The sequence below is a fragment of the Blautia sp. AF19-10LB genome, assembly GCF_003461245.1.
Classification (GTDB): Bacteria; Bacillota; Clostridia; order Lachnospirales; family Lachnospiraceae; genus Blautia_A; species Blautia_A intestinihominis.
Window position 1 is genome coordinate 25,956 of record NZ_QTWS01000025.1, and the last position, 25,641, is coordinate 51,596.

At 44.2% G+C, this 25,641-nt stretch carries 30 protein-coding genes and 1 tRNA gene; 27 read left to right on the top strand and 4 right to left on the bottom strand.

Annotation, left to right across the window (positions count from 1 at the left end):
- The first annotated feature begins 51 nt into the window (after nucleotides 1-51).
- Genes DWX28_RS13485 through DWX28_RS20805 form a run of 7 tightly spaced genes read left to right on the top strand, consistent with a single transcriptional unit; the run spans nucleotide 52 to nucleotide 5,434 of the window.
- Nucleotides 52-1,326: a sn-glycerol-1-phosphate dehydrogenase gene (locus DWX28_RS13485; protein ID WP_118253025.1), complete on the top strand. Its 1,275-nt coding sequence runs from the start codon at nucleotides 52-54 to the stop codon at nucleotides 1,324-1,326.
- Between the two features lie 2 nt (nucleotides 1,327-1,328).
- Nucleotides 1,329-1,808, top strand: a complete 480-nt coding sequence (gene ispF / locus DWX28_RS13490; protein WP_022214697.1) for a 2-C-methyl-D-erythritol 2,4-cyclodiphosphate synthase — start codon at nucleotides 1,329-1,331, stop codon at nucleotides 1,806-1,808.
- 33 nt (nucleotides 1,809-1,841) lie between these two features.
- A complete protein-coding gene (gene cysS, locus DWX28_RS13495) occupies nucleotides 1,842-3,251 on the top strand; it encodes a cysteine--tRNA ligase (RefSeq protein ID WP_022214698.1) in 1,410 nt (469 codons plus the stop codon).
- Nucleotides 3,236-3,661, top strand: a complete 426-nt coding sequence (locus tag DWX28_RS13500) for a Mini-ribonuclease 3 (protein ID WP_118253028.1) — start codon at nucleotides 3,236-3,238, stop codon at nucleotides 3,659-3,661. The genes cysS and DWX28_RS13500 overlap by 16 nt, the downstream gene beginning before the upstream one ends.
- On the top strand, nucleotides 3,658-4,401 hold the full coding sequence (rlmB, locus tag DWX28_RS13505) for a 23S rRNA (guanosine(2251)-2'-O)-methyltransferase RlmB (protein ID WP_022214700.1): 744 nt from the start codon (nucleotides 3,658-3,660) through the stop codon (nucleotides 4,399-4,401). Before DWX28_RS13500 ends, rlmB begins: the two co-directional genes overlap by 4 nt.
- A gap of 16 nt (nucleotides 4,402-4,417) precedes the next feature.
- Nucleotides 4,418-5,020, top strand: a complete 603-nt coding sequence (locus tag DWX28_RS13510) for a sigma-70 family RNA polymerase sigma factor (protein WP_118253030.1) — start codon at nucleotides 4,418-4,420, stop codon at nucleotides 5,018-5,020.
- 60 nt (nucleotides 5,021-5,080) lie between these two features.
- Complete coding sequence (locus tag DWX28_RS20805) at nucleotides 5,081-5,434, top strand: hypothetical protein (RefSeq protein ID WP_118253032.1); 354 nt, start codon at nucleotides 5,081-5,083, stop codon at nucleotides 5,432-5,434.
- 73 nt (nucleotides 5,435-5,507) lie between these two features.
- On the opposite strand, the gene DWX28_RS13520 is transcribed toward DWX28_RS20805, so the two are convergent.
- Nucleotides 5,508-7,175: a glutamine--tRNA ligase/YqeY domain fusion protein gene (locus tag DWX28_RS13520; protein ID WP_118253035.1), complete on the bottom strand. Its 1,668-nt coding sequence runs from the start codon at nucleotides 7,173-7,175 to the stop codon at nucleotides 5,508-5,510.
- 425 nt (nucleotides 7,176-7,600) lie between these two features.
- Here DWX28_RS13520 and DWX28_RS13525 point away from each other — a divergent pair, with 425 nt between their 5' ends.
- Nucleotides 7,601-7,858 carry a type II toxin-antitoxin system Phd/YefM family antitoxin gene (locus DWX28_RS13525; RefSeq protein ID WP_022214702.1) on the top strand — a complete coding sequence of 86 codons (258 nt, stop codon included), beginning with the start codon at nucleotides 7,601-7,603 and terminating at the stop codon, nucleotides 7,856-7,858.
- The gene (locus tag DWX28_RS13530) at nucleotides 7,858-8,118 is read left to right on the top strand and encodes a Txe/YoeB family addiction module toxin (protein WP_118253037.1); all 261 of its coding nucleotides are present in this window, start codon (nucleotides 7,858-7,860) and stop codon (nucleotides 8,116-8,118) included. Before DWX28_RS13525 ends, DWX28_RS13530 begins: the two co-directional genes overlap by 1 nt.
- A 76-nt stretch (nucleotides 8,119-8,194) precedes the next feature.
- Here the strand turns inward: DWX28_RS13530 and DWX28_RS13535 are convergent.
- A tRNA-Thr gene (locus DWX28_RS13535) sits at nucleotides 8,195-8,267 on the bottom strand.
- A gap of 190 nt (nucleotides 8,268-8,457) precedes the next feature.
- Between DWX28_RS13535 and DWX28_RS13540 the strand changes: the two genes are divergently transcribed.
- The 7 genes from DWX28_RS13540 (at nucleotide 8,458) to DWX28_RS13570 (ending at nucleotide 16,489) form a co-directional block, all read left to right on the top strand.
- The gene (locus DWX28_RS13540) at nucleotides 8,458-9,048 is read left to right on the top strand and encodes a Maf family protein (RefSeq protein WP_118253039.1); all 591 of its coding nucleotides are present in this window, start codon (nucleotides 8,458-8,460) and stop codon (nucleotides 9,046-9,048) included.
- A gap of 4 nt (nucleotides 9,049-9,052) precedes the next feature.
- Nucleotides 9,053-9,718, top strand: a complete 666-nt coding sequence (locus tag DWX28_RS13545) for an HAD family hydrolase (protein WP_118253041.1) — start codon at nucleotides 9,053-9,055, stop codon at nucleotides 9,716-9,718.
- On the top strand, nucleotides 9,711-10,517 hold the full coding sequence (locus DWX28_RS13550; protein ID WP_022214706.1) for a Cof-type HAD-IIB family hydrolase: 807 nt from the start codon (nucleotides 9,711-9,713) through the stop codon (nucleotides 10,515-10,517). Before DWX28_RS13545 ends, DWX28_RS13550 begins: the two co-directional genes overlap by 8 nt.
- A complete protein-coding gene (locus DWX28_RS13555; RefSeq protein WP_022214707.1) occupies nucleotides 10,517-10,774 on the top strand; it encodes a hypothetical protein in 258 nt (85 codons plus the stop codon). Before DWX28_RS13550 ends, DWX28_RS13555 begins: the two co-directional genes overlap by 1 nt.
- Nucleotides 10,775-10,947: 173 nt before the next feature.
- Nucleotides 10,948-13,653: a hypothetical protein gene (locus DWX28_RS19985; protein ID WP_022214708.1), complete on the top strand. Its 2,706-nt coding sequence runs from the start codon at nucleotides 10,948-10,950 to the stop codon at nucleotides 13,651-13,653.
- Between the two features lie 119 nt (nucleotides 13,654-13,772).
- Nucleotides 13,773-15,833, top strand: coding sequence for a molecular chaperone HtpG (htpG, locus tag DWX28_RS13565; RefSeq protein WP_022214709.1), 2,061 nt, complete (start codon nucleotides 13,773-13,775; stop codon nucleotides 15,831-15,833).
- Between the two features lie 272 nt (nucleotides 15,834-16,105).
- Nucleotides 16,106-16,489: a sporulation initiation factor Spo0A C-terminal domain-containing protein gene (locus DWX28_RS13570; protein WP_022214710.1), complete on the top strand. Its 384-nt coding sequence runs from the start codon at nucleotides 16,106-16,108 to the stop codon at nucleotides 16,487-16,489.
- Here DWX28_RS13570 and DWX28_RS13575 read toward each other — a convergent pair.
- Nucleotides 16,465-16,968: a DUF5721 family protein gene (locus tag DWX28_RS13575; protein WP_022214711.1), complete on the bottom strand. Its 504-nt coding sequence runs from the start codon at nucleotides 16,966-16,968 to the stop codon at nucleotides 16,465-16,467. The two genes, DWX28_RS13570 and DWX28_RS13575, sit on opposite strands and share 25 nt — an antisense overlap.
- Before the next feature lie 155 nt (nucleotides 16,969-17,123).
- Between DWX28_RS13575 and DWX28_RS13580 the strand changes: the two genes are divergently transcribed.
- Nucleotides 17,124-17,963 carry a DegV family protein gene (locus tag DWX28_RS13580; RefSeq protein ID WP_022214712.1) on the top strand — a complete coding sequence of 280 codons (840 nt, stop codon included), beginning with the start codon at nucleotides 17,124-17,126 and terminating at the stop codon, nucleotides 17,961-17,963.
- Nucleotides 17,964-18,053: 90 nt separating this feature from the next.
- The gene (locus DWX28_RS13585; RefSeq protein ID WP_022214713.1) at nucleotides 18,054-18,305 is read left to right on the top strand and encodes a hypothetical protein; all 252 of its coding nucleotides are present in this window, start codon (nucleotides 18,054-18,056) and stop codon (nucleotides 18,303-18,305) included.
- Between the two features lie 90 nt (nucleotides 18,306-18,395).
- Here DWX28_RS13585 and DWX28_RS13590 read toward each other — a convergent pair whose 3' ends face one another.
- Nucleotides 18,396-18,596 carry a cold-shock protein gene (locus DWX28_RS13590; RefSeq protein ID WP_005425201.1) on the bottom strand — a complete coding sequence of 67 codons (201 nt, stop codon included), beginning with the start codon at nucleotides 18,594-18,596 and terminating at the stop codon, nucleotides 18,396-18,398.
- 273 nt (nucleotides 18,597-18,869) lie between these two features.
- On the opposite strand from DWX28_RS13590, the gene pyrF reads away from it, so the two are divergent.
- The 9 genes from pyrF (at nucleotide 18,870) to DWX28_RS13630 (ending at nucleotide 25,633) form a co-directional block, all read left to right on the top strand.
- A complete protein-coding gene (gene pyrF / locus DWX28_RS13595) occupies nucleotides 18,870-19,796 on the top strand; it encodes an orotidine-5'-phosphate decarboxylase (protein ID WP_022214714.1) in 927 nt (308 codons plus the stop codon).
- A gap of 22 nt (nucleotides 19,797-19,818) precedes the next feature.
- Nucleotides 19,819-20,601, top strand: a complete 783-nt coding sequence (locus DWX28_RS13600; protein ID WP_118253043.1) for a dihydroorotate dehydrogenase electron transfer subunit — start codon at nucleotides 19,819-19,821, stop codon at nucleotides 20,599-20,601.
- A complete protein-coding gene (locus DWX28_RS13605) occupies nucleotides 20,598-21,503 on the top strand; it encodes a dihydroorotate dehydrogenase (protein WP_118253045.1) in 906 nt (301 codons plus the stop codon). Before DWX28_RS13600 ends, DWX28_RS13605 begins: the two co-directional genes overlap by 4 nt.
- Before the next feature lie 120 nt (nucleotides 21,504-21,623).
- Nucleotides 21,624-22,949, top strand: a complete 1,326-nt coding sequence (locus DWX28_RS13610) for an MATE family efflux transporter (protein ID WP_118253068.1) — start codon at nucleotides 21,624-21,626, stop codon at nucleotides 22,947-22,949.
- 101 nt (nucleotides 22,950-23,050) lie between these two features.
- Complete coding sequence (locus tag DWX28_RS13615; RefSeq protein WP_118253047.1) at nucleotides 23,051-23,839, top strand: hypothetical protein; 789 nt, start codon at nucleotides 23,051-23,053, stop codon at nucleotides 23,837-23,839.
- A 111-nt stretch (nucleotides 23,840-23,950) separates the two neighbouring features.
- The gene (pyrE, locus tag DWX28_RS13620) at nucleotides 23,951-24,631 is read left to right on the top strand and encodes an orotate phosphoribosyltransferase (protein WP_022214719.1); all 681 of its coding nucleotides are present in this window, start codon (nucleotides 23,951-23,953) and stop codon (nucleotides 24,629-24,631) included.
- A gap of 39 nt (nucleotides 24,632-24,670) precedes the next feature.
- Nucleotides 24,671-24,823 (top strand): hypothetical protein, encoded by a 153-nt coding sequence (locus tag DWX28_RS19580; protein WP_173905107.1) that lies wholly within the window; start codon nucleotides 24,671-24,673, stop codon nucleotides 24,821-24,823.
- 35 nt (nucleotides 24,824-24,858) lie between these two features.
- On the top strand, nucleotides 24,859-25,335 hold the full coding sequence (locus DWX28_RS13625; protein ID WP_022214721.1) for a VanZ family protein: 477 nt from the start codon (nucleotides 24,859-24,861) through the stop codon (nucleotides 25,333-25,335).
- Nucleotides 25,319-25,633 carry a hypothetical protein gene (locus DWX28_RS13630; RefSeq protein ID WP_118253049.1) on the top strand — a complete coding sequence of 105 codons (315 nt, stop codon included), beginning with the start codon at nucleotides 25,319-25,321 and terminating at the stop codon, nucleotides 25,631-25,633. The genes DWX28_RS13625 and DWX28_RS13630 overlap by 17 nt, the downstream gene beginning before the upstream one ends.
- Nucleotides 25,634-25,641: the final 8 nt, after the last annotated feature.

Consider the following 25,641-nt stretch of genomic DNA (forward strand, 5'->3'; position numbering starts at 1 on the left):
AGTAACTTGGAGATTTCGATAAATAGAGTATAATCAGGAGGAATAAATTACATGCGAGTCGATACGGATGACTTTGCCCGACCTTGTGGGTGCGGGAAGAATCACCATATAGAAGTAAAGGAAATTTTAATTGAAGAAGGAGTAGTGGAGAAGCTGGAAGAAGCAATGTCAGACGGGTTTCTCAAGGAATATATTTCACCGCTTCTGATCTGTGACACAAACACATGCAAGGTGACAGAGGAGATCATGGAAGATATCTATGACCGATGTCAGGTACTTGTGCTGGATGCTGAGGGTCTTCATGCAGACCAGCATGCAATCGAAGTAGTAGAGAATAACATGGAAGAGGATATAGACCTGATCCTGGCAGTGGGAACAGGTACGATCCATGACATCAGCCGTTATGTGGCTTTTCAGTACAAAATTCCCTTTATTTCCGTTCCAACAGCGGCAAGCGTGGACGGATTCGTATCTACAGTTGCAGCAATGACCTGGAATGGGCTCAAAAAAACAGTGCCGGCGGCACCGCCTATTGCAGTTTATGCTGATTCAAATATTTTTGCAGCGGCACCGAGACGGCTGAATGCATCCGGTGTATCTGATCTTTTTGGAAAATATATCTGTCTTGCAGACTGGAAGATTGCTCATATGCTGACAGATGAATACATTTGTGATGAGATTATTGAACTGGAAGAAAAAGCACTCAGGACAGTACGCTCCTGTCTGGATGATATTGCACAAGGTGACAGAGAAAGCTGTGAGAAACTGATGTATGCGCTGATTCTGTCCGGGCTGGCGATGCAGATGGTTGGAAATTCCAGACCGGCTTCCTGTGCAGAACATCACCTTTCTCATCTGTGGGAGATGGAAGTGATCAATGGACCGCTGGATGCGCTTCACGGTGAGAAAGTCTCGATTGGAACCCTGATCGTTCTCAGAGAATATAACCGTATTGCCAGAGCAATCCGTGAAGGCAGATGCAGGGTATTATCAGAACGTGAGGATGATACAGAACTTCTTGAAAAAACATTCGGTAAGAAACATCTGCTGGAGGGAATTATCGAAGAAAACACACCGGATCCACTGGAGGAAGTCAGTCCGGCAAGACTGGAATCCTGTCTTTCTGAAATTGCAGATATAATTGAAGAACTTCCGCGAGAAGAGGAACTTGTTCATGCGATGGATAAGGCTGGATGTAAGCAGAGTGTATACGAGATCGGACTCACAGAGGAAATCATACCACAGAGCCTGAAACTGGCTCCTTATGTCAGACGGCGCCTCAGTTTTCTGAGAGTCAGCAGAATGCTCGAAATAGAAGGAGAATGATTATGAGAGTTGGAATGGGATATGATGTACATAAGCTGACAGAAAACAGTGACCTGATCCTCGGGGGAGTCAAGATCCCGTGGGAAAAGGGTCTTCTCGGACATTCTGATGCGGATGTGCTGATCCATGCAGTGATGGATGCTTTGCTTGGGGCTGCGGCTCTTGGAGATATCGGAAAACATTTCCCGGACACAGATCCCAAATACAAAGGGATTTCCAGTGTGAAGCTTCTGATTCATGTGTCAGAGCTTCTTAAGGAACATGGATATGAAGTAGGGAACATTGATGCGACGATCATCGCCCAGAAACCAAAGATGGCACCGCATATTCCGCAGATGCGTAAAAATATGGCGGATGCTCTTGGAATCCCGGAATCAAAGATCAATGTCAAGGCAACTACAGAAGAAGGACTTGGATTTACCGGAAGCGGGGAAGGGATTTCTTCTCAGGCAATCTGCCTGCTCACAGAGATCCAGGACTGATCTTGTTACAAAATAATATCGGAGGAAAGAGACATGAAACTTTTTAATACAATGTCACGAAGAAAAGAAGAATTTGTACCGCTGGAAGAGGGCAAGGTACGCATGTATGTATGCGGACCGACTGTGTACAACCTGATCCATATCGGAAATGCAAGACCGATGATCATTTTTGATACGGTACGCCGTTATCTGGAGTACAAAGGATACGAAGTAAACTATGTATCCAACTTCACAGACGTAGATGACAAGATCATTAAGAAAGCGATCGAGGAAGGCGTAAGCGCAGAGGAAGTTTCACAGCGTTATATCGCAGAGTGCAAGAAGGACATGGCAGGCATGAACGTAAAACCGGCTACCACACATCCGCTTGCAACACAGGAGATTGACGGAATGATCGATATGATCCAGACACTGATCGACAAGGGTTATGCATATCCGGTTGCCGATGGAACTGTATACTTCCGTGTAAAGAAATTCAAAGAATACGGTAAGCTTTCTCATAAGAACCTTGATGATCTGCAGTCAGGATTCCGTTCCCTGCAGGTATCCGGTGAGGATCAGAAGGAAGATCCGCTGGATTTCGTACTCTGGAAACCGAAGAAAGAAGGAGAGCCATACTGGACCTCTCCATGGTGCGACGGAAGACCGGGCTGGCATATTGAGTGCTCCGTTATGTCCAAGAAATATCTTGGAGAGGAGATCGACATCCATGCCGGTGGCGAAGACCTTGTGTTCCCTCACCATGAGAATGAGATCGCACAGAGTGAATGCTGCAATGGAGTTCCTTTTGCGAAATACTGGATGCACAATGCATTCCTGAACATTGACAACCGCAAGATGTCCAAGTCTCTTGGAAACTTCCGTACTGTCCGTGAGATCAGTGAACAGTATGATCTGCAGGTGCTTCGTTTCTTCATGCTGAACGCACATTACAGAAGCCCGCTCAATTTCAGTGCAGATCTGATGGAATCCTCCAAGAACGCGCTTGAGAGAATCACAGAGGCAGCAGCAAGACTTCGCGACCGCAAGGCAGCAGCGGCTGTGCAGGAAGCAACAGAAGACGAGGAGAAACTGATGCAGGAAGAAACTGCATTTGTGACTAAGTTCGAGGAAGCTATGGATGACGACTTCAACACAGCTGATGCGCTGGCTGCGATCTTTGAACTTGTCAAATTTGCCAACACAAATGTACAGGAAGGAAGCTCCGCAGAATTTGCAGCACACACTCTGGAAGTTATGACAAAACTCTGCGATGTTCTCGGACTGACTCTTGAGAAGAAAGAAGAGATCCTTGACGAAGAGATCGAAAACCTGATCGCAGAACGTCAGGCAGCAAGAAAAGCCAAAGATTTCGCAAGAGCAGATGAGATCCGTGGACTGCTTCTTGAAAAAGGCATCGAACTGAAAGATACTCGTGAGGGCGTAAAATGGAAACGAATCTGATGCAGCTTGATGAACTGTTTCATCTTGAAAACCAGGATCTGCGGAGTTATTCTCCGCTGACTCTGGCGTATATCGGAGATGGGATCTATGAGCTGATCATCCGTACAGTCCTTGTCAGGAAGGGCAACTGTCCGGTCAACCAGCTTCACAAAAAAGCAAGCAGTCTGGTAAAGGCAGCTTCTCAGTCAGCGATCATGGAAGTGATAGAGGAGAAACTGACCGAGGAAGAGCATAACATCTACCGCAGAGGCCGCAACGCACATTCTCCTACAATGGCAAAGCATGCAACCATGGCTGATTATAGAAGGGCAACAGGCTTTGAGGCATTGATGGGATACTTATATTTAAAGGGAGATTACACACGGATGCTTGAACTTGTCCGTATGGGAATCGGAGAGGACAGATTATGAGTGAACAGATAGAAGGCCGCAACGCGGTACTGGAAGCTTTTCGTTCAGGCAAATGCGTGGACAAGCTTTTTATCCTGGATGGATGCCAGGACGGACCAGTCCGCACGATCGCAAGAGAGGCTCGCAAAAAAGACACGATCATCAATTATGTATCCAAAGAAAGACTGGACCAGCTCAGTGAGACACATGCACATCAGGGTGTGATCGCACAGGTTGCAGCTTATGAATACAGCACCGTAGAAGACATCCTCGCCAAGGCAGAGGAGAAGGGTGAGCCGCCGTTTCTGATCCTTCTGGACAATGTAGAGGATCCGCATAATCTTGGTGCGATCATCCGTACAGCTAACCTGGCAGGTGCACATGGTGTTATCATTCCGAAGCGCAGAGCTGTCGGACTGACTTCCACAGTTGCCAAGACATCTGCCGGTGCGATCAATTACACACCGGTTGCCAAAGTTACCAATCTGGTACGTACCATGGAAGAACTTAAGCAAAAAGGCATCTGGTTCGTCTGTGCAGATATGGGCGGAGAGAGCATGTACCGTATGAATCTGACGGGACCGATCGGTCTTGTGATCGGAAACGAGGGCGAAGGAGTCAGTCGTCTTGTGAGAGAGGCATGTGACTTTACCGCATCTATCCCGATGAAGGGAGATATCGATTCTCTAAATGCATCCGTTGCAGCAGGTGTCCTTGCGTATGAGATCGTAAGACAGCGTCTCGTGGCAGAAAGCAAATAAGAAATGGAGATTCTCTATGTGCCAGTATGAAAAATGCACAGATGAAGAATTGCTCACCAGGCTGAGATCTGGTGAGGAAGAGATATCAGATTATCTGATGGAAAAATACAAAGGATTTGTCCGCCAGAAAGCAAGAGCCATGTTCCTGATCGGCGGTGAGACCGATGATCTGATACAGGAAGGAATGATCGGGCTTTTTAAGGCGGTACAGAGTTATCAGCCTGACAAAGATGCTTCTTTTCGGACATTTGCGGGGATGTGCATTGACCGACAGCTTTACAGTGCTATCCAAAATTCAAACCGGCAGAAGCATATGCCTCTGAACTCCTATATTTCACTTAGTGAAGAACCGGAGGAAACGGATGAGCTGGAAGGTTCCTGGTGGGAAAATCCTGAAAATATCATCATTGACCAGGAAAGCACGAGGAGCCTTGAACAGGAGATCCACCGGACATTAAGTCCAATGGAAAATAAGGTGCTGGAGTATTATCTTAAGGGTTATGGTTACATCCAGATCGCAAAGATTATGGGAAAAACACCCAAGTCGATCGATAATGCACTTCAGAGGATAAGAGGCAAGATACGAAACTTTTCCCTTTCTTTTTGGGACAAAAAATAGTATAATTATTCTAATCTTTGTGACAAAGAACAAACTGTTATATGAAAGGAGCAGAGTATTATGGCAAAATTAAACAAATATTGGGGATTTGTTGCAGTCGGAGCCGTAGCAGCCGCAGCGGCAGGAGCTGTAGCAGCACTGGCATTCAAGAAGAAACCTCTCGAGGATTTCGAGGACGATTTTGACGACGATTTCGATGATGACTTTGAAGAAGAGGAAGAGCCGAAGAAAGAAGAAAAGAAAGAAGCTCACGAATCCTTTGAAGCATGGGAAGAAAGCGAAGAAGCTGTAGAGGAATCTGCGGAAGAAGAAGCAGAGGAAACAGAGGCTGAAGAAGCTCTTGAAGAAGAAATAAAAGAAGAAGTTCAGGAAACAGAAGAAGCAGAAGAAAAAGCTCCTGAAACAGAAGAATAATTTCATTAAATAAAAAGTGCCTCGCCGGATCAACTACCGGCGGGGCACTTTTGCGTAATTGCGTGAATCTGGATCAGGCTTTTGGAAGCTTGAAGGAACTCTTGAGAGAAACGATGCGGTTGAATACCGGCTCGCCTTCTTTGGAGTCGTGGATATCTGCACAGAAGAATCCGTTTCTTACGAACTGGAAGCTGTCGTATCCTTTGGCTTCCATAAGAACTGGCTCTACATAAGCAGTTACGGTGGTCAGAGAATTCGGGTTCACATTGAGGGAACCGTCTTCTTTGTTGTAAACACCCTTTTCTTCATCTACGATGTTTTCGTAGAGACGAACGGTTGCTTTGCCTGCATTGGAAGCTTCTACCCAGTGGATCGTTCCTTTGACTTTACGTCCGTCAGGAGCGTTGCCGCCCTTGGTAGCAGGATCGTAAGTACAGTGTACAACACGTACAGTACCGTCATCATCTGCTTCATATCCTGTACAGGTAACGAAGTAAGCGTTCATAAGACGAACTTCAGCACCTACAAAAAGTCTCTTGTATTTACGTGGAGGCTCGATCATGAAGTCCTCACGCTCGATATAAAGCTCCTTGCCAAATGGAAGCTTACGTGTTCCGAGAGCTTCGTTTTCCATGTTGTTCGGAGCTTCCAGGTATTCAACCTGACCTTCCGGATAGTTGTCAATCACGAGTTTGATCGGATCAAGGATTGCCATCATACGCGGACGTTTGAACTTGAGATCCTCACGGATACAGTATTCAAGCATAGCGTAGTCAACGGAACTGTTGGCCTTGGATACACCGCAGAGTTCAACGAACATCTTGATGGATTCCGGAGTGAAACCTCTTCTGCGGAGAGCGGCGATGGAAACGAGACGCGGATCATCCCATCCGTCTACGATGCCGTCCTCAACAAGTTTCTTGATGTAACGCTTGCCGGTAACAACGTTTGTCAGGTATAATTTTGCAAATTCGATCTGCTTCGGTGGCTGCGGGTATTCCAGTTCTCTTACTACCCAGTCATAAAGCGGTCTGTGATCCTCAAATTCCAGTGTACAGATAGAATGTGTGATTCCCTCGATCGCATCCTCGATCGGATGAGCAAAGTCGTACATTGGATAGATGCACCAGGTATCGCCGGTTCTGTGGTGAGTCATATGAGCAACACGGTAGATGACCGGGTCACGCATGTTCATGTTCGGGGATGCCATATCGATCTTGGCACGGAGAACTTTCTCTCCATCCTGGTATTTGCCGTCTTTCATTTCTTCAAAAAGCTGAAGGTTTTCTTCGACGCTGCGGTTACGGTATGGGCTTTCTTTGCCTGGCTCTGTAAGAGTACCACGGTATTCGCGGATCTGATCGGCAGTCAGATCGCAGACATAAGCTTTGCCCTTCTTGATGAGCTTGACAGCAGCTTCATACATCTGCGGGAAATAATCAGACGCAAAGAAAAGTCTGTCTTCCCAGTCAGCACCGAGCCATTTGATGTCCGCTTTGATGGACTCTACAAATTCGCTCTTTTCTTTGGTCGGGTTGGTATCATCGAAACGCATGTTGAATTTGCCGTTGTATTTCTGTGCAAGTCCATAGTTTAAAAGAATGGATTTGGCATGTCCGATATGGAGGTACCCGTTCGGTTCCGGTGGGAAACGGGTGTGTACGGTATCATAAACACCTTCGGCCAGATCCTCGTCAATGATGTTCTCAATAAAATTTTTGGAAACAGTTTCGTTTTCCATCTCTGTCCCTCCTGAGTGATTCAATGGTTTCCAGACTTTCGGCTTGATTACTTTTGATTATCCTAACAGTCAAAAAATCAAGAAAATACAAGGTTTTCATCGAAAATCTGGTTTTGATTACTTTGCATTATATCACAGTATAAATGCAAAGTGTATAGAAAGTTAAATAACTTTTATATTGTATAACATAATTCAAAATAAAACAAGGAGGAAATCCCACACATATGACAAATAACAGAATGAAACAGGCGAAGAAACGGTATTATACAATCCGACAATATTTTAGAGAGAAGCATATCAGAGAGAGGCAATTGAGTTTTCAGTTGCCTCTCTTTTTGGTCAGCTTTCGTATAGATCATTGACAGCCGCATATACTGTACGTATAATAAAAGTACAGAATACTGTACAGAAAAGGAGGACTGCATATGTTAGCGGTGAACTATACAAATTTACGAGAGAATATGAAAAATTATATGGATAAGGTCACAGATGATTACGAAACCATGATAGTTACTCGCAAAAACAATAGAAACGTGGTAATGATGTCGGAAGAATCCTACAATAATCTTATGGAAAATCTCTATCTTATGGAAGATCGGGCAAATTATGACTGGATCATGGAATCAAAGAAACAGTTACAGGCAGGAAAAGCAGGTATTCATAAGTTAAAAGAGGTTGAATGATGAATAAAGTGTTCACACAGAACGGATGGGAAGACTACGTTTACTGGGAAACAGAAGACAAAAAGACACTGAAGAAGATTAATGCTCTGATAGAGGATATATGCAGGAATGGTAATCAGGGAATCGGTAAGCCGGAACCATTGACAGGTAATTTGGCAGGATTTTGGTCAAGACGCATTAATGATAAGGACAGGCTTATTTATCAGATAGATGATGAAAATATCTATATGCTGGCTTGCAGGTATCACTGTGCAAGATGAGTGTGAGATGGTGAGGGGATAAGAGGGATGTGCTGAAAAAGTAACCGAAAACACTGTAAAATAGGCAAAAAAATAAAGCTGATGACGGGAATCGAACCCGTGACCTCCGCCTTACCAAGGCGACGCTCTACCGACTGAGCCACATCAGCAATTACTTTGTGAAGCGTTTATCTGCCGCTCACAGTTGATAATATTAACAGAAGTACAAGAAGTTGTCAACACTTTATTTTAACTTTTTTTGATCTTTTTTGAGGAATACTTTTTGCTATTTTGATAGTTGCCAGTTTGAAAGGGACAGGGTATACTGGAACAGAAGAAAAGTAAAGGAAGACTTGAATTATGAGAAAAATCATACTTGCTTCGGCATCTCCGAGAAGGAGAGAACTTCTGGCGAATGCCGGAGTGATCTTTCAGGTATGTCCTGGGAACAGCGAGGAAAAGATCACGAAGGAGATTCCGGAAGACATCGTAAAGGAACTGTCCCTGCAGAAAGCAATGGCGACGGCGTTGAAATTTGACATGGAAGAAGGAACGGTCATTCTGGGAGCAGATACGATCGTATCTTTTGATAATAAGATCCTTGGCAAACCAAAGAATGAAGAGGATGCGGTAAATACATTATCCATGCTCCAGGGGAATACGCATCAGGTCTATACCGGAGTGACAGTTATGGAACGTAAGGATTCCAAATGGGAAACGATCACTTTTGCAGAATGTACAGATGTTTCTTTCTATCCGGTTTCCGAGGAAGAGATCAGGGCATATGTAGCAACAGGCGAACCGATGGACAAGGCAGGAAGCTACGGTATCCAGGGCGGATTTGGTGCTTATGTAAAGGGAATCCGCGGGGACTATACAAATGTAGTAGGCCTTCCTGTGGGCAGACTGTTTTACGAAACGAAGAAACATGGAATAGAATTACGAGGATAAGATCATGATAAAAGCATGTATTTTTGATCTGGACGGCACCCTGGCAAATACACTGGATTCTATGGCATACGTTGCCAATGAGATCCTCAGGGGAATGGGACTTAAGGAACAGCCGACAGAGAATTTTAAATATTACAGCGGTGAGGGAGCAGATATGCTGGTACGCCGCTGCCTCAAAGATGCCGGAGACCCGGAACTTACCCATTTTGAGGAGTGCAGGGCTCTTTACAGAAAGAAATTTGACGAGGATCCTTTATATAAGGTAGTTCCGTATGAAGGAATCAGGGACACACTTCAGACACTGAAGAATGCAGGAGTGAAGCTTGCTGTCTGCTCCAACAAGCCGCATATAGCCGCAGTCAAGGTGATCGACAAGATGTTCCCGGGATATTTTGACCTGGTGATCGGACAGAGCGATGCGATCCGCAGGAAACCGGCACCGGACGGTCCGCTTAAAGCAGCAGCAGAATTCGGTGCTTCTTCAGAAGAGTGTATGTATATCGGAGACACCAGGACAGATATGGAAACCGGTACAGCGGCAGGCATGCATACGATCGGTGCTTTATGGGGATTCCGTGACAGAGAAGAACTTGAAAGCAGCGGTGCAGAGATCGTTGCGGAGAAACCAGAAGATTTACTTAAGATATATGAGGGACTGAATCATGATTAAACTGGTTGCAAGTGATCTGGATGGGACTTTGCTGCTCAACGGAGCGCAGAGTCTGCCGGAAGAACTTTTTCCATTAATAAAAGAACTAAAAGAACTTGGCATTTTGTTTGTGGCAGCAAGCGGCAGACAGTATGCAAATATGAAGCGCATGTTTGCACCGGTGGTGGATGACATGGCGTTTATTGCTGAAAACGGCGGTCTGGCGATCCAGAATGAGAAAGTACTCTATCAGGACAGCTTTCCGAAGGAACTTGTCAGAGAAATCGTAGAAGCGATCTATGATAAGAAGGATGCCGACTTTACCTGTTCGACTAAGGATTTTTATTACATCCGTCCAAAGACAGAGCATTACAGAGACCTGATGCTGAATGTGGTCAAAAATAACTGCAAAGAGATCGATAGCTTTGATGAGATAACAGAGCCATGCATGAAAGTAGCTGTATACGAAAGGGAAGGAATCCAGGAGGATTCTATCCGGTACTGGAAGGAACGGTTCGGAGACAGATGTACGGTAGTGACATCCGGTTTTGCCTGGGTTGATTTTATCCCGTTTGAGACCAATAAGGCAAAAGGTCTCAGGGAATATCAGAAACTGCTTGGTATCAGACCGGAAGAATGTATTGTGTTTGGTGATGAGTATAATGACATTGCGATGCTGGAATCCGTACCATACAGTTTTGCCATGGCTCACGCGAAGCCGGGGGTCAAAAAAGCAGCGTCTTATCAGACAGAGCGCGTAGAATATATTCTTAAGAAACTGATCCGCGCAGGTGGAAACATAGAGGAGGTAATTAAATAATGTATACAGAAGAAAGCGTAGAAACATTTCTCAAAAACCAGGGACAGCTTTTTGACGAAGCAGTTGCATCTTCCTATGAGGAAGCAGAAGAATTCCTTGAAGACTGTATGGCGGTAGAGCTGAAAACGCTCAAAGAAGTACGTGCATACTTTGATGAAGCAGGTGCAGACATCAGTGGAATGACAGATGAGGAACTGGAAGATGCAAGTGAAGTATTTGTTCTTCCGTCAGGCGGATATCTTCTGGTAGAAGGGTGAGCCGATATTTGAAGTAGAAATTTTTTATGACAGGGAAAGGTTATGTAAAATAGAAATTACATAGCCTTTCCCTGTCATGCTATAATGACGATACGGGAAGTGGGGAATATAGTATCAATAAAAGGGTCATATCCGTGAATATTTGTGATAGAAACCCAAAAAGGAGGAAAATTATGAACAGAAGGAGATTTCTGGCGATCATTATGTCTGTGTTTATGATATTGTCGCTGCTGCCGGTGACAGTATTTGCAGAGACAACCGCCGCTGTGCTGGATGGACAGCTCAAGATCCAGGGCACGGCAGTAGCAGGAACGACATTGAAAGCAGATATGCAGGGGATAAAGAACGAAGGGATAACAGAGGACAGTGTCAGTTATCAGTGGTTTCGCAAAACTTCCGATGATGAAAAGAAAGAACAGCAGGGAGAGAAACCTGAACTGAAATCCCTCAGTAAAGAAAAAACTTATACGATCACCAAAGATGATATAGATTCAAAGATCGTTCTGACGATTACCGGTTTGGAGGATAAGGGATTCAGCGGCAGTCTGACAGCTGTGACAGCGACTGTTACAGAGACAGCAGATCCTAAAGCAGCAGAAACAGAACAGAATACAGAAGCTTCAACAGAGGAACAGAATCAGGATACCTCCACAGCAGAGGATGCTTCATCAGAGGAAACACAGGAAATTCCGGAGGCAGCGAATGATAACGAGGCCGGATCAGAATCTGTAGATGGCATTCCGGCAGCAACAAATGATGCAGAATCATCAGAGCAGGAGAATGAAAACTCTGAAGAAGAACTGGAACAGAACGAATATCAGGAAGAATTACAGCCTGCGGATGAAACTGGCAGCACAGAAAAGAACGAACAGGATTCAGAGGAGGCTGGAAGCACTTCTGTAGAAGGAATCCCGGAAGCAAAAGAAGATGGAACATACAATAACACAGAAGATAATACAGAAACAGAAAGTCCGTCAGATACAGATGAGGCATCTTATCAGGCAGAAGCAGAAGTCGGCGACGGAAGCAGTGATGTTTTGGCATTTGGCACGGTTGTTTCAGGACAGGAAGACGAACAGGCACAGTATGTGACCATCAAAAATACCGGTACAGAAACTCTGAATTTCATAGATATAAGCCCGGAGCATTTTGCAGTCCAGGATATCACCGAGCCTCTGGAAGCCGGTCAGAGCGTACAGGTATGGATCGCACCGCGGGTTGGAACAGAGCCTGGCAGTTATGAGGATACGATCACATATAAGACAGAAGAAGGAGCAACAGCTTCTTTCAAAGCACAAATGACTGTCGAAAGTGAAGATACACCGGAACCGACGGAGGTGCCGCAGGATACACCGACACCGGAACCGACAGAGACACCACAAGATACACCGACACCGGAGCCGACGGAGACACCACAGGATACACCAACATCGGAACCGACACAGGTACCGGCAGTGAGTAAGGTAAATGCCGATACAGGCGCGGCAGATTTTGGCAGTGTCGTAGAAGGCTATACAGAGGCACCGCAGGCACAGACGATCACACTGACCAATGAAGGCAATGCAGATGCAGTTCTGTCAGATATATACAGTGATCAGGGAGAAATTAAATATTTTGATGCGGCATTATCTGCACAGGAAATCAGTGCAAATGGAGGTACAGCAACATTTACCGTGCGCCCGAAGAATGGGCTGAGTGCCGGTACCTATACAGAGGCATTTACGATCAATGATACAACTTCCGGACAGGGGATCGTGATCACGGCAACGGTTACTGTAAATACAGCGAGCCACAGTCTTGGAATCTCAACAGATACACTTGATTTTGCAAGTGCAAAGAAAGGATACAGCGGAGTCAGTGCACAGCAGATCACTGTTACAAACAATGGAAATGTGGCAGAGACACTTGTACAGCCTTCTGCAAAATATTTCACGATAACAGCAGCCACCGGACTGACAATCCAGCCAGGAGAATCAGCGGTATTTACAGTAGCACCGAAGGATGGCCTGGACGTAAATAGTTATCAGGAAAATATCACGATTGCTTCAGCGGCGACAGAAACTGTGTGCAAGGCATCCTTCCAGGTACTCAAAGGAACTGTTTCTCTTACAAAGATCCAGAATCCATCAGAGATCAGCGGAATTGCAAATGGCACAGCCAAAGATGCACAGAAGCTGAAACTGCCGTCCACAGTAGTGATCGAGACTACCGGAGGAAAGGCCAAAGCCAAAGTAGCCTGGGATGTCAAGAACTGTTCTTATAATGCCGCTGATACAGCAGCACAGAGTTTTACAGTCAAAGGAGCAGTAACACTTCCGGATGGCGTGGACAATAACAATAATATAGATCTGTTAGCCTATGTTAAAGTAAATGTAGAAGCCTATACACCAAAGACTGTCTCCGCAGATGATAATAAGATAACAGGAATTGAGGTAAATGGCGTTTATACAACTCAGTCCAAAATCTCTTTCACAGCAGTAGGAGCAGGAATGGACAACAATTCTCCTAAGAAAGGTGATATCCGTTATGTTCCGCTGAACTGGACTGTCATCAATACAAATGCATGGGATAAAGCTCCTTATACAGCATGCTTCGGACTTTCCAAGAGCGGTGATTATACATTGAAAGTCGTTTTCCAGCAGCAGCAGTACAATGGCAAAAACTGGAAAAATACTGACAGTCAGGATACCAAACAGGTAGCTTTCAGTATTTCAGAGGCGAAGGTCACAGCACCGGGAACAAATCTTACTCCATCTGCAAATCAGAAAAAATCTGTCAAGACAAATGATCCAACGGATATCATTCCATTTGTGGTCATCTTGATTATTGCAGCAGGAGCTGTATACGGCGTGATCTATTACAAGAAGAAAAAGAAATAATAAAATATATTTTGTTAGCACTCATTTTAAATGAGTGCTAATTTTTCCTTGACTTTTATAAAAAATGGTATTAGTATATATAAAAAATGAAATTACGAAAACAAAGGAGCGTGTTTTTTATGGCAGCAAAACATGGAAATTTGTCAATTAACAGTGAAAATATTTTTCCTATCATAAAGAAATGGCTGTATTCAGACCATGATATCTTTGTAAGAGAGCTTGTATCCAACGGATGTGATGCGATCACCAAACTTAAGAAACTGGAAGTAATGGGAGAGTACACTTTCCCGGATGACTATAAAGCAGCAGTTCAGGTAGTAGTGGATCCGGATGCCAAAACCCTGAAATTCATTGATAACGGTATCGGTATGACTGGTGATGAAGTAGAAGAATACATCACACAGATCGCTTTTTCCGGTGCAACAGAATTCCTTGAGAAATACAAAGATAAAACAACAGATGACCAGATGATCGGACATTTCGGACTGGGATTTTATTCTGCATTCATGGTTGCTGATGAGGTGCACATTGATACACTTTCCTATAAGGATGGAGCAACAGCAGTACACTGGACTTGTGATGGCGGTACAGAATATGATATGCAGGACGGCGACAGAACCACACCAGGTACAGAGATCACCTTATTCCTGAACGAAGAGAGCCTGGAGTTCTGTAATGAATACCGCATGCGTGAAGTAATCGAGAAATACTGTTCCTTTATGCCGGTGAACATCTACCTGTCCAAAGCAAACGCAGAGCAGGAATATGAGACGATTGATGAATCTGAACTTCGCGATGACGATGTAGTTGTAGAACACATCCACGAAGACGCCAAGACAGAAGAAAAGGAAAACGAAAACGGCGAGAAAGAAGTCGTAGAAGTTTCACCTGCAAAGGACAAAGTAAAGATCAACAAACGCCCGGTATCCTTAAGTGATCCGAATCCGCTGTGGATGAGACATCCGAATGAATGCAGCGATGAGGATTACAAGGATTTCTACCGCAAAGTATTTATGGATTACAAGGAGCCTCTGTTCTGGATCCATCTGAACATGGATTATCCGTTCAACCTCAAAGGTATCCTGTACTTCCCGAAGATCAACACAGAATATGATTCCATCGAAGGAACCATCAAACTGTACAACAACCAGGTATTCATCGCAGACAATATCAAGGAAGTCATTCCGGAATTCCTGCTCCTTCTCAAAGGCGTGATCGACTGCCCGGATCTTCCGCTGAACGTATCCAGAAGTGCCCTGCAGAATGACGGATTTGTTCAGAAGATTTCTGAATACATTTCCAAGAAAGTTGCAGACAAGCTGACAGGCATGTGCAAGACTGACCGTGAATCCTATGAGAAATACTGGGATGACATCAGCCCGTTCATCAAATATGGCTGCATCAAGGATGCGAAGTTTGCAGAGAAACTGCATGACTACATTCTGTTCAAAGACCTGGATAACAAATATATGACTCTCAAGGACTGCATCGAGCAGAACAAGAAAGAAGAAAGAGAAGAGACTTCCGAAACAAAAGAAGCAGAGTCAGAAGAAAAGAAAGATGATGATGAGAACAAAGAGCCGGAGAAGACAACCATCTTCTATGTAACAGATCCGGTACAGCAGAGCCAGTACATCAACATGTTCAAGGAAGCAGGCAAGAATGCAGTGATCCTGTCACACAATATCGACACTGCCTTCATTTCTCATCTTGAGCAGAAGGACCAGACCATCCAGTTCAAGAGAATTGATGCTGATCTTACAGAAGAACTCAAGGGAGAGGGCGCTGCAGATGAAGAGACAACAAAGACTCTGACAGATCTGTTCCGCAAGAGCCTTGGCAAAGAGAAACTCGAAGTCAAAGTAGAGAACCTCAAGAATGACTCCGTAGCTGCAATGATGATGCTTTCTGAGGAGAGCCGCCGTATGCAGGATATGATGAAGATGTACAACATGTATGGAATGGATCCGTCCATGTTTGGTGGACAGGAGACACTGGTACTCAATGCAAACCATCCGCTGGTACAGTTCCTCGGCAAGAATCAGGAGTCTGAACATGCAGCAGTGATCTGCGAGCAACTGTATGATCTGGCTATGATCAGCCATAAACAGCTTTCGCCAGATGAGATGACCAAGTTTGTTCAGAGAAGCAATGACATCCTGATGATGATTGCTAAATAAAATTTCATTAGAAAATGTAAGATTAATTTCCAAATTCCCGGATGTGGACAACAGTCAAAAACCACATCCGGGAATTTCTTTTGCATGATTGACAAATGGTACAAAAATTTTTATGCTATTTTTGTATGTAGATGTTGTTTTTGTCGAAAAATCGAGATATTTTTCCGGAAATGTAATCTTTTATCGAGGAAAGACTATTTTGCTAGGATATGAGAAATGAAGCAAAATATGTCGTATAATATTGAGAAAGAAAAAACCGGAGGGAAAAAGGTATGAGAAAAGTATATCGGTTGATACGGCAATTAGGAGTAACTTCCAAATATAAAGGTTATTACTATGTGGCAGAAGCGGTAAGAATGTTCATGGAAATTCAGGATCATCCTATAAAAATCACAAAAGATATATATCCATCTCTGGCAAAACAGTTTAAGTCCACACCGGTAAATGTGGAACATGATATCCGAACGGTGATCAATGTCTGTTGGGAATCAAATAAAGAAGCCATGAATGAAATTGCCGGTTATCCATTGCGTTATAAGCCGACAAACAGCGAATTTATAGATATGATGGCATATTATCTGATGCAGATGGAAATTGAGACGACGCATTCTGACAGAAAATTATATCCAGATTATAATATGGTGAAATCAATCTGATGTCCTCTGAAAAAATTCATCACAGCATTATCCCATGTAGTTTCGAAAGTTTTGTCCAGTGTAAAAAGTCTGGAAAAGGTACCCGTTGTACAGAATAATTCATGGTTTTTGTATTGAATATTCAGGAACAGATCCGAAATTTCATCGGCGGGAACAGACGGGTCTTCTGAAAGAGGAAGAAGCATCATCTGTTGGGGCGAAAGACGCATTACAAATTTAAACTGGAGAGGCGGGAGCTTTCCCCGTATGATGGAATAACAATAGGATTTTACATCTTTCCAGGAAGAGTAAATGTCACCGTTTTCAGATAACTGCTGTGCAGTATCAGTGTCAAAAAAATCCATATGCAGTTTTCCGTCTATATGGAACTGGTTAAAGGTTGTAATGGATGCTTCGGCTAGAGAAAATATATGGAAGGTATCTCCGATCAGTAATTTGTGCATAAAAGCTTTGGTAGTATTGATCTTGAGTGCAAGCATTAAAGAACTCCTTTCTGTTTACTGTTGCTTCTATTATAAAGCAGAACTGAAAAAAAGAATATAGTTTTTACAAAAACTCTTTTCAAACAATGGGCTATATGTTAATATAGATGTGGTATTCGAAACTACATATTACGGGAAAGAGGACGATATAATTGAGTTATAAGATTATTATAGATAGTTGCGGTGAATTGTTAGAAGAATGGAAGAATAATGAACATTTTGAATCGGTAGCGCTTACTTTGAATGTAGGCGGCGAGAATATTATAGATGATGAGACTTTTGATCAGGCAGATTTCCTTAAGAAAGTAGCTGCATGCCCGGAGTGCCCGAAATCAGCGTGTCCTTCTCCGGAACGTTATATGAGGGCTTTTGACTGTGAAGCAGATCATATCTATGCAGTGACACTCTCAGCAGAACTCAGCGGTTCTTATAACAGTGCAGTTCTGGGAAGTAATCTTTTGAATGAGGAGAAACCGGGCAGACAGATCCATGTTTTTAATTCCAGATCGGCTTCTGTCGGTCAGACCCTGATCGCGATGAAGATCCAGGAGTGTGAAGAAGCCGGGTATTCCTTTGAGAAAGTAATTGAGACTGTGGATGCATATATTGCAGGACAGCACACCTTCTTTGTACTGGATAATCTGGAAACACTTCGCAAGAATGGAAGACTCAGCAAAGCAAAGGCACTTGTTGCCAGCGCACTGAAGATCAAACCGGTCATGGGATCTACAGATGAAGGAAGTATCTGTCAGCTTGATCAGGCGCGCGGAATGAATAAAGCACTGGTCAAAATGGCAGAACAGATCGTAGCCAAGACACAGAATAGTGAAACCAAGACACTCGCGATCTCACACTGCAACTGCCATGAGAGAGCAGTCCTTCTTCGAAATGCACTTCAGGAGCGCATGAACGTGAAGGATATTGTAATCCTGGATACTGCAGGTGTAAGCAGCATGTATGCAAATGACGGAGGCGTGATCGTTGCCGTATAAGCCTGGAATATCCCGGAAAGGTACTTCACTTTTGGACTTTCCTGTGCTATAATGCAATGAGTACTTATATGCAGCAAAGGAGATTCGCAAATGAGTCAGAAAAAAGTAGACAGCTACAAAGCTGGTAAGAACAACCGCAGCAGAGCAGCCAGAAAAGAGAAACTGATCGACAGATTAGAGATCCTTGCATGGGTAGCAATCTGTGTGTGTATGGTTGCATGGATCGGATTTTCCGCATATGCAAAGATAACTGCCAAGGAAGCTTCCGTAGTGAAGGAAACGGTTGTAGATACTTCAGCGATCGATAATTATGTGTCAGGACTTTCTTCCGATACACAATAAGCCAAATGAAAATGAACAATAAAAAACCCCGGCTGATCCAGCTGGGGTTTTTTGTTGAATGGTTATAAAACCTGAAGTATCGGATGTTAATTATAATTTTGTAACGTTAGCAGCCTGCATTCCGCGAGCGCCTTCTGTTAAATCATAAGTTACTGCCTGTCCTTCGTCTAAGGATTTGAATCCTTCGCCATTGATTGCAGAGAAGTGTACGAATACGTCAGCTCCATCCTCTCCTGTGATGAAACCATAGCCTTTTTCTGCGTTGAACCATTTTACAGTTCCCTTGTTCATGATGTTACCTCCATAAAAAATAAAAAGTTAAAAGACCATCTGACGACAAAAATCACCAGATTTTACAGACTATATTAATAATATATAATCTCTAAAAACTAGTGATTTTACATTAAGAATCTATTGGTCTATGACTGAATTATATATCCGGTGGATAAAATTGTCAAGGTTATTTAAAAAAGACTTTATTAAATCAAATATTTCGTGTATGATGTTGGTGATAACGTAATTGTACATAAATAATTACAAAGATAAATTCCAGGAGGAGCCGTTATGATTAACAAACTTATTGAAAAAATCCGTAAAACAAATGCACCGATCGTAGTAGGACTGGATCCGATGCTGAACTATATTCCGAAGCATATCCAGGAGAATGCGTTTGCGGAATTCGGGGAGACACTGGAAGGTGCTGCAGAGGCAATCTGGCAGTTTAACAAAGGCATCGTTGATGCAACTTATGATCTGATCCCGGCAGTGAAACCGCAGATCGCAATGTACGAACAGTTCGGGATTCCAGGGCTTCAGGCATATAAAAAGACCGTAGATTACTGCAAATCCAAAGACCTTGTAGTGATCGGCGATATCAAGAGAGGTGACATCGGATCTACATCCGCAGCATATGCAGTCGGACATCTCGGACATGTGCAGGTAGGAAGTAAGAAATATGCCGGATTTGATGAGGACTTTGCAACAGTCAATCCATATCTCGGATCTGATGGTGTGAAACCATTCATCGATGTCTGCAAAGAAGAAAACAAGGGACTTTTTATCCTTGTCAAAACATCTAATCCATCAAGCGGTGAATTTCAGGATCGAGTGATCGATGGCAGACCGCTTTATGAATGGGTAGGAGAGAAGGTTGCACAGTGGGGTGAAGACCACATGGGCAAAGAATACAGCTACATCGGAGCTGTTGTCGGAGCAACTTATCCGGAAATGGGCAAAATCCTCCGTAAACTGATGCCGAAGACATTTATTCTTGTACCTGGATACGGTGCACAGGGCGGCAAGGGCGCAGATCTTGTTCACTTCTTTAATGAAGACGGACTCGGCGCGATCGTAAACTCTTCCAGAGGAATCATTGCTGCATACAAGCAGGAAGCATACGCATCTTTCGGAGAACTGAACTATGCAGATGCATCCCGTAAGGCAGTAGAGGTGATGATCGAGGATATCAGCGGAGCACTTAACAACCGCTAAGATGATTTTTGGAGGAAGACAAATGAGCACAAAGACAAAAGAAAGTCTTAAGATCGTAAGTCAGGAGGAGATCGGCACAGGGATCTTCAGTATGTGGCTTCAGGCTGACCGTATGGCAGAAGCTGCCAGACCGGGACAGTTTTTATCCTTATACACAAGAAATGGAAGCAAACTCCTTCCGCGTCCGATCAGTATCTGCGAGATTGACAGAGAGAATGGCAGGATCCGTCTTGTATATCGTGTGACAGGCAAAAATACAGGAACAGAGGAATTTTCCAGACTTCACCCTGGAATCCAGGTGGAGGCAATGGGACCTCTCGGTAACGGATTTCCGCTTGAAGAAGCTGAAGGAAAGAAAGTGTTCCTGATCGGAGGAGGCATCGGAATTCCGCCGATGCTTCAGACTGCCAAAGAACTTAAGGCAGAGAAGACAGCCGTTCTCGGCTACAGAGATGAGCTTTTTCTGAATGATGAGTTTGAGAAATATGCAGATGTCTATGTGGCGACAGAGGATGGAAGTGCAGGAACCAAAGGGAATGTCCTCAACGCAATCAAGGAGAAAGCCCTGGAAGCAGAGGTGATCTTTGCCTGCGGACCGACACCTATGCTTCGTGCCCTCAAGGAATATGCAGCAGAAAAAAATATCACATGCTGGATCTCCATGGAGGAGCGTATGGCATGCGGCGTTGGAGCCTGTCTTGCATGTGTCTGCAGATCAAAAGAAATCGACGCACATTCTCAGGTGCACAACAAACGTGTCTGCAAGGATGGCCCGGTATTCTTAAGCACGGAGGTAGAGTTATGATAAAAACAGGCGTGACTCTTGCGGGAGTAGAATTAAAAAATCCTGTAATGACAGCTTCCGGAACCTTTGGATCCGGAGCCGAATACAGTGAGTTTGTAGATCTGAACCGTCTTGGTGCAGTTGTGACCAAGGGTGTTGCCAATGTGCCGTGGCCGGGAAACCCGACACCGCGAGTAACAGAGACAGCAAGCGGTATGCTGAATGCAATCGGACTTCAGAATCCAGGAATCGACCTTTTCTGTAAGAGAGACATTCCGTTTCTGAAGCAGTATGACACAAAGATCGTTGTGAATGTATGTGGAAAAAGCACCGAGGATTACTGTGAAGTTGTAGAGCGTCTGGGAAATGAACCGGTTGACCTCCTTGAGATCAATGTTTCCTGCCCGAATGTCAAAGAAGGTGGAATTGCTTTTGGACAGGACCCGAAAGCTCTGGAAGCGATCACTAAGGAAGTTAAGAAGTATGCAAAACAGCCGATCATCATGAAACTCAGCCCGAATGTGACTGACATTACAGAGATGGCGAAGGCAGCAGAAGCAGGCGGCGCAGATATTCTTTCCCTCATCAATACTCTGACAGGAATGAAGATCGATATTAACAGAAGGACCTTCGCACTGGCAAACAAGACCGGTGGAATGTCAGGTCCGGCAGTGAAGCCGATCGCAGTCCGCATGGTTTATCAGGTGGCGCAGGCTGTTTCTCTTCCGATCATCGGAATGGGCGGAATCGCAACAGCAGAGGATGCACTGGAATTTATCATGGCAGGTGCGACAGCAGTATCTGTGGGAACTGCAAACTTCTTCAATCCGTATGCGACTGTTGAGATTGCAGAGGGGATTGAGAAATTTATGGAAGCACAGCATGTGGAGGATATCCACGAGCTCATCGGAGCAGTAAAATAAAAAGTATCAAAGCATAGTAATAAGTAAATGTAAGATCACAAAATGGCAGGAAAGAGCACAGTGCTTTTTCCTGCTTTTTGTGGGAGAGGAGTAAAAGTGGAAAAAAATCGAACAAATGACATGACAACAGGGAATCCGATCAAACTGATCATTATGTTTATGATCCCGATGTTCCTGGGAAATATTTTTCAGCAGTTTTATAACATTGTGGATTCGATCGTTGCCGGACAGTTTATCGGTGTAGATGCACTTGCAGCGATCGGAAGTACCGGTTCGCTGATGTTCTTTGTGACCGGATGGCTGAATGGCCTCAGCAGTGGATTCGGAATCATTGTGGCACAGATGTTTGGAGCTAAGAAATATGATGATATGAGACATTTCGTAGCGATGTCCATCTATCTGATGTTTGGATTTGCGGCAGCGATGACGGTTGGATTCCTGGTATTCAATGTACCGATCCTGAAACTGATGAATTCACCGGCAGATCTGATGGGGGATGTCGCAGGATATATGGGGATCATCTACGCAGGACTTCTTGTGACAGCGGCATATAATACACTTGCGGCGTTCCTGCGTGCGCTGGGTGATTCCAAATCCCCGTTGTATTTCCTGATCATTTCCGCAGGAATCAATGTGATCCTTGATGTTGTCCTGATCCGTTTTGTGGGAATGGGCGTAGAAGGCTGCGCGTATGCAACTGTGATCGCGCAGGGAGTCTCGGCAGTCTGCTGTCTGGTTTATATCAAGAAAAAATATCCGATCCTTCATCTGGAGAAGAAAAACTTTGAATTGCGCAAAGGCAGCATGAGTAAGCTTCTGATCCTTGGAATCCCGATGGGACTTCAGTTTTCTATCACAGCGATCGGAACCATTATCGTACAGAGTGCGGTAAATATTTACGGGGCTACCCACATGGCAGGATTTTCTGCGGCAGGAAAGATCCAGAATGTTATCGGCATGGTGGCTGTTTCCATGGGTGCGACGATCGCGACTTATGTCGGACAGAATCGTGGAGCAGACCGTATGGACCGCGTAAAACAGGGTGTGAGATATTCCTGCATCATGCTTCTTGTCTGGAGCGTGATCCAGATGATTCTTGTATATTTCGGAGGAAAATATTTCACCTACCTGTTTATCAATCTGTCCGAGACAGAGGTGATCCAGGTGTCTGTGACTTATTTCCACACGGTATTCTGGGCGTATCCATTCCTGGACATGATCTTCGTATTCCGAAATGCACTGCAGGGAATGGGATACGGACTTGTTCCGATGCTCGGAGGTGTTTTTGAACTGGTCGCAAGAACCCTGATCGTTGTATTAGTCGCAGGCCATACAACTTTTGCCGGAGTCTGTCTCGCAGACCCGGCAGCATGGATCGCAGCACTGATCCCGCTGATTCCGTATTATTTTTATACTATGAAAAAATACAGCACAAAGGCAGAGTAGACAGCGTAAAATCAAAAATCAGGCAGATTTATTTATAGACAAATACCAGGTTTTATGTGACAATAAACTTATCAGATTATTTTGAAGATAAGGAGGATTTTATGAAAGGGAAAAGAATATTTGTATTTGTGCTTCTGGCACTGTGCATCTGTTTTCTGCCGGCGAGAAATACGGAAGCGGCAGTGAGTTACAGAAATCAATTTGTAAAGGCACAGAATGGAAATATCAGTTATTTTAATTCCAAAGGTGTAAAAGCGAAAGGAATAATAACTGTAAAGGGCAGGAAATATTATATGGATTCAAGAGGAATCCTACGTACTGGATGGCGTAAGGTCGGACAGAAATATTATTTCTTCGGACAGATAAATGGCGGGGCTGGTTACATGAGAACTTCTGCCAGAATTAACGGGATTCAGGTAAGAAAGGATGGCAGCGCATCTTATAACAGGACACAGCTTCAGAAATTGAATCTTATGGTCAGGGCAAACCAGATCGTAGATGGAATTACCAATAACAGAATGACAAAACCACAGAAATTAAGAGCATGTTTCCGCTATATTGTAAATTATAATTATGGAGACGGTGGAGATTTTGCCGGAGGTTCAAACTGGGATATTTACTATGGCAGCAGGGTGCTTAGCAGAAGAAGAGGTGACTGCTTCGGATTTGGATGTGCATTTGCATACCTGGCTGATGCAGTAGGGTATACATCATATGCAGTTTCATCTGGTGGACATGGATGGGCAGAAGTAAACGGGAGAGTTTATGATGCAAACTGGGCAAAAGCAACCGGCAGGATCGACTGGTATTGTGGAATGGACTACAATCTCAGCGGCAGAGGTGGTCGCCCGAATTACAAACCAAACAGAGTATATGTGAAACGTATCTGATCAGGCGGCAGTGAATGGAGTAAACAGTTTGTTATTTGAACAAAAGTATGATAAAATAAAATGACATTCAACAATTGATAAGTATGAACAGTTAATATGGAGGAATGAATCATGGAAGCATACAAGCAGGAATTTATTGAATTTATGGTAGACAGCCATGTACTGAAATTTGGAGAATTCACACTCAAGAGCGGAAGAAAGTCTCCGTTTTTTATGAATGCAGGTGCATATGTGACAGGTTCCCAGCTTAAGAAACTCGGAGAATATTATGCAAAGGCGATCCACGACAAATACGGTGATGACTTTGATGTGCTGTTCGGACCGGCTTACAAGGGAATTCCGCTCAGCGTAGTAACAGCGATCGCTTTCAGCGAATTATACGGTAAAGAGATCCGCTACTGCTCTGACCGTAAGGAAGAGAAGGATCACGGCGCAGATAAGGGAAGTTTCCTTGGAAGCAAACTTCAGGATGGAGACCGTGTCGTAATGATCGAAGACGTAACAACTTCCGGTAAATCCATGGAAGAAACTGTTCCGAAGGTAAGAGGAGCAGCAAACGTAGAGATCATCGGACTCATGGTATCTCTTGACCGTATGGAAGTCGGCAAGGGCGGCGTGAAGTGTGCACTCGAAGAAGTTCATGATCTGTACGGATTTGAGACAAATGCCATCGTAACAATGGAAGAAGTCATCGAACATCTCTATAATAAAGAATACAAAGGAGAGATCATCATCAACGACGACCTCAAGAAAGCAATCGATGCATATTACGCACAGTACGGCGCAAAATAAAAGAGTCTGCTGTCAGAAGGATATTCAGGAGGAATGAAGTTGAACGAAAAAATCTACAAAACAATGGCGAGAACAGGAGGCTGCAGCGTTGCAGTCGGGATCGTCACTCTTGTTACCGGAGTTGCCGCAGGAATCCTCATGATCGTCAGCGGCGCACGCCTTCTCAAAAGAAAAGGCGACATTTTGATCTAAGAACCGGAGGCGGTATAAGGTTAGGATAATATAATATGTCAAAAAACAGTGCAAAGCGCAGGATTAAACATCTGGGGACTATGCTGTTTGTCTTATACATTCTGCTGCTGATCTATTTCCTTTTCTTTTCAGAGGAATATGGACGGGTCGCAGCAGAAGAAAGAGTATACCGGTACAACCTGATCCCGTTCGTGGAGATCAGGCGGTTCTGGACCTACAGAGAGCAACTCGGGGTGTTTGCGGTTGTTACAAATCTGTTCGGGAATGTGATTGGATTTGTTCCCTACGGATTTATTCTTCCGGTCATAGCAAGGAAGTGCCGCAGCGGATTTTTTATCATTTTGTCAGGATTCGGACTCAGCCTCGTCGTGGAGACGATCCAGCTTATTACGAAGGTCGGATGTTTCGATGTGGATGATCTGATCCTGAACACACTGGGAGCGGCACTGGGGTATCTGGCTTTTGCCGTTTGTAATTACCTGAGGAGAAAACGTTATGGCAAGAAGATATAGATATGCGATCATAAAGAAAAAGGAACCAGGTAAGGGGAAGCTGTCAGTGGGGCTGGCGATTGCTTCCCTCCTTCTGTTTGTAGCGGCAGTGGCCGTGGCTTATATAGCACAGGAGAAATTTGGTTTTATCGTAGGCGGGCTCTGTCTGTTTGCAGTGCTGCTTTCTGCTTACGGCTTTGTGATGGGACTTATGAGCTTTTCTGATGAAGAGTGCATGCATCGGACCAGCGTTGTGGGATCGATCCTGAACGGAGTGATCACAGTAGGATGGCTGGTCTTTTTTTTGATGGGAGTATAAGAGATGGA

What these genes read in the sequence shown, in the direction of transcription:
- cysS (WP_022214698.1), top strand. Translation starts at nt 1,842, where the DNA reads ATGAAACTTTTTAATACAATGTCACGAAGAAAAGAAGAATTTGTACCG.
- DWX28_RS13540 (WP_118253039.1), top strand. Translation starts at nt 8,458, where the DNA reads ATGAGAAAAATCATACTTGCTTCGGCATCTCCGAGAAGGAGAGAACTT.
- DWX28_RS13590 (WP_005425201.1), bottom strand. Translation starts at nt 18,596, where the DNA reads ATGAACAAGGGAACTGTAAAATGGTTCAACGCAGAAAAAGGCTATGGT.
- ispF (WP_022214697.1), top strand. Translation starts at nt 1,329, where the DNA reads ATGAGAGTTGGAATGGGATATGATGTACATAAGCTGACAGAAAACAGT.
- DWX28_RS13605 (WP_118253045.1), top strand. Translation starts at nt 20,598, where the DNA reads ATGATAAAAACAGGCGTGACTCTTGCGGGAGTAGAATTAAAAAATCCT.
- DWX28_RS13545 (WP_118253041.1), top strand. Translation starts at nt 9,053, where the DNA reads ATGATAAAAGCATGTATTTTTGATCTGGACGGCACCCTGGCAAATACA.
- DWX28_RS13625 (WP_022214721.1), top strand. Translation starts at nt 24,859, where the DNA reads ATGTCAAAAAACAGTGCAAAGCGCAGGATTAAACATCTGGGGACTATG.
- DWX28_RS13600 (WP_118253043.1), top strand. Translation starts at nt 19,819, where the DNA reads ATGAGCACAAAGACAAAAGAAAGTCTTAAGATCGTAAGTCAGGAGGAG.
- DWX28_RS13530 (WP_118253037.1), top strand. Translation starts at nt 7,858, where the DNA reads ATGAATAAAGTGTTCACACAGAACGGATGGGAAGACTACGTTTACTGG.
- DWX28_RS13500 (WP_118253028.1), top strand. Translation starts at nt 3,236, where the DNA reads ATGGAAACGAATCTGATGCAGCTTGATGAACTGTTTCATCTTGAAAAC.
- DWX28_RS13575 (WP_022214711.1), bottom strand. Translation starts at nt 16,968, where the DNA reads ATGCTTGCACTCAAGATCAATACTACCAAAGCTTTTATGCACAAATTA.
- DWX28_RS13520 (WP_118253035.1), bottom strand. Translation starts at nt 7,175, where the DNA reads ATGGAAAACGAAACTGTTTCCAAAAATTTTATTGAGAACATCATTGAC.
- rlmB (WP_022214700.1), top strand. Translation starts at nt 3,658, where the DNA reads ATGAGTGAACAGATAGAAGGCCGCAACGCGGTACTGGAAGCTTTTCGT.
- DWX28_RS13555 (WP_022214707.1), top strand. Translation starts at nt 10,517, where the DNA reads ATGTATACAGAAGAAAGCGTAGAAACATTTCTCAAAAACCAGGGACAG.
- DWX28_RS13525 (WP_022214702.1), top strand. Translation starts at nt 7,601, where the DNA reads ATGTTAGCGGTGAACTATACAAATTTACGAGAGAATATGAAAAATTAT.
- DWX28_RS13610 (WP_118253068.1), top strand. Translation starts at nt 21,624, where the DNA reads ATGACAACAGGGAATCCGATCAAACTGATCATTATGTTTATGATCCCG.
- DWX28_RS13550 (WP_022214706.1), top strand. Translation starts at nt 9,711, where the DNA reads ATGATTAAACTGGTTGCAAGTGATCTGGATGGGACTTTGCTGCTCAAC.
- DWX28_RS20805 (WP_118253032.1), top strand. Translation starts at nt 5,081, where the DNA reads ATGGCAAAATTAAACAAATATTGGGGATTTGTTGCAGTCGGAGCCGTA.
- DWX28_RS19985 (WP_022214708.1), top strand. Translation starts at nt 10,948, where the DNA reads ATGAACAGAAGGAGATTTCTGGCGATCATTATGTCTGTGTTTATGATA.
- htpG (WP_022214709.1), top strand. Translation starts at nt 13,773, where the DNA reads ATGGCAGCAAAACATGGAAATTTGTCAATTAACAGTGAAAATATTTTT.
- pyrE (WP_022214719.1), top strand. Translation starts at nt 23,951, where the DNA reads ATGGAAGCATACAAGCAGGAATTTATTGAATTTATGGTAGACAGCCAT.
- DWX28_RS13615 (WP_118253047.1), top strand. Translation starts at nt 23,051, where the DNA reads ATGAAAGGGAAAAGAATATTTGTATTTGTGCTTCTGGCACTGTGCATC.
- pyrF (WP_022214714.1), top strand. Translation starts at nt 18,870, where the DNA reads ATGATTAACAAACTTATTGAAAAAATCCGTAAAACAAATGCACCGATC.
- DWX28_RS13585 (WP_022214713.1), top strand. Translation starts at nt 18,054, where the DNA reads ATGAGTCAGAAAAAAGTAGACAGCTACAAAGCTGGTAAGAACAACCGC.
- DWX28_RS13570 (WP_022214710.1), top strand. Translation starts at nt 16,106, where the DNA reads ATGAGAAAAGTATATCGGTTGATACGGCAATTAGGAGTAACTTCCAAA.
- DWX28_RS13510 (WP_118253030.1), top strand. Translation starts at nt 4,418, where the DNA reads ATGTGCCAGTATGAAAAATGCACAGATGAAGAATTGCTCACCAGGCTG.
- DWX28_RS13630 (WP_118253049.1), top strand. Translation starts at nt 25,319, where the DNA reads ATGGCAAGAAGATATAGATATGCGATCATAAAGAAAAAGGAACCAGGT.
- DWX28_RS13485 (WP_118253025.1), top strand. Translation starts at nt 52, where the DNA reads ATGCGAGTCGATACGGATGACTTTGCCCGACCTTGTGGGTGCGGGAAG.